2 protein-coding genes are annotated in these 2,158 nt (G+C 46.4%); both read right to left on the bottom strand.

Going from position 1 to position 2,158, the window contains the following annotated elements:
• Positions 1–638, bottom strand: a 638-nt coding sequence (locus EYS08_RS25515; RefSeq protein ID WP_131032704.1) for an ATP-binding protein, incomplete at its 3' end; no start/stop codon positions are given.
• Positions 639–649: 11 nt separating this feature from the next.
• Positions 650–2,158: IS21 family transposase (istA, locus tag EYS08_RS25520; protein WP_131032705.1), on the bottom strand; the 1,509-nt coding region annotated here is incomplete at its 5' end.

Raw genomic sequence — 2,158 nt, forward strand, 5'->3', positions numbered from 1 at the left:
GGTTCATCTATAAAGTTGTACCAGTTATCCACTGGCAGCTGCGAGGTTATTATTGTCGCGCCGTTGCCATATCTATCCTCCAGAATATCAAGTATTGCTATCCTGGCATCATTGCTCAGTGGCTTAAGCCCGAAGTCGTCTAATATCAGTAGCCTGTTTGAGGATATCCCCTTAATCCATCGGAGGTAAGTTCCATCGAGCCTTGCCTGGGCAAGAGCATCCAGAAACTTATTCATACTGAAATATAGCGTACGGAATCCAAGTAGGCAGGAACTGCGCCCCAGTGCACAGGCAAGGAAGCTTTTGCCGCACCCGGTAGCGCCGGTAATGAGCACATTTTCACCACGTTCAATAAAAGTGCCGTCCGAGAGTCTTAGGACCTGTTCACGGGTAATGCCACGCTCGGAGGTACAGAGTATATCTTCAGGAAGGGCATGATACCTGAGCTTACTATACCTGAGATATTTTTCTGTTCTTGCATGCTCACGGTACTCGATTTCTGCCTGGACAAGCATGGCGAGCATTGAATGTGGATCCTGGATCTCGTGTACCGGTAACTGTAGTGTTGCCTCATAGCGCCTGGCCATCCCGCTAAGCCTTAGGCTTTTCATCTGGTCTGCTGTGTTCTGTGTATTCATATTGATCTTTATTAGTTGGTTTTGTATGCTTCGGCTCCCCGCACGTTCTGGTGTAGTGGCGTCCTGTATTCTTTCTGTTCTGTTTCCTCGACCATGTCCATATTATTGTCAAGGATGTTTTTTATTACAGTGTATTTAAACCTGTGCCCGGTGAGTCCCCTTTTGCAGGCAGCTTCCATTCTTGCCGCTCCATAGGCTTTCAAGAGCCGCATCAGTCCAGCGCAGCCAGCATATGATTGATGTATCACGGGATTGCTCTGCATCAACTTCTGAATAAAGTCATAAGTGTTCTGACCTGCTCTTTCAGCCTGTTTCAGATAATATTCAGGATCCCATCCCTTTTCATCCGAAAAGGATTGGTGCGCTTCAGGCATATGTTCCCTAACCGTGGTGAAATGGTGTTTTCTGAAACTCCGGACGTGTATGGCAATCCGCGTGCAATTATGAAAGATCTCAACGCTGTCCATACAATATGATATCCTGACCTCTTTGCCAATATATCTAAAGGGAACGCTGTAATAGTGCCAGTCCTCACCAATAACCACATGGTAATTCTTCTGAACTTTTGCCCTGGTGTAGTGCTGGATAACGAAAGGTGATTCGGGAAGTGGCTGCAAAAGTGCGGACTCATTATTATGGAAGAGCTCATAGCGGCTGAAACTTTTGCGCTGGAAGCTAAGCTGGTGATGTTCATTCAGCTTTATCATGATAGCTGCATTCAATTCCTTAAGGCTGTAGAAGGTCTGGTTCCTAAGTTTCGCATAGATGCGCATGTAGGCTATCCTCACAAAGTTCTCTACGCTTGGCTTGTCCTTTGGCTTATAAGGGCGTGCAGCAAAGAGTGCAATTTTGTTATGGTTGGCCCACTGCTCCAGCATCTCGGTAAAGACAGGCTCATACTTTGAGCTTTTGGATACCCACTGCCTCATATTATCAGATTTTACCCCTTTGGGCATACCACCTATATAGATAAGTGCTTTGTTCAATGCTGATACAACCTGCGGCAACTTTGCATCTACAAGCGCTTCTACATAACCGTAACCGCTAAAGGGAAGAATGGCAAGAAATACCGGACAGCTAACCAGTTCTCCTGTAGAAGTATCCAGGTAATGCAATGGCGCGCCGGCAAAATCTACCTGCATCATCTCAGCTGGCTTATGCTCAAAATGCATAACGGCCTTCGAGGCCCGGTTATGTTCCTGCAGCAGATCACAGAACCTTGAATATTGAAACCCTTCCGGATAATTGGTAATATACTCTTCCCACAACAATAACCTGGTTACGCCTTCTTTGGAGGCGAGCTGTTGATTGTGATATTCCAAATGTTCAAGGAAATGAACCCGCCTGGGGTCAGCATCCTCCATTACCTCTTCCTTTACAAGGCCAAGGATCTCATCGATATCCCTATCTGATAGCTTTAGCAAGCCATCAAAGGTCAAACCTGTCGATCTGAACTTTTCCAGGTAACTCGCGATCGTACGCCTGTTGACCCGGACCTCTTTCTCTATTTTCCGTTGGGA

This window comes from Pedobacter kyonggii (assembly GCF_004310665.1).
Classification (GTDB): Bacteria; Bacteroidota; Bacteroidia; order Sphingobacteriales; family Sphingobacteriaceae; genus Pedobacter; species Pedobacter kyonggii.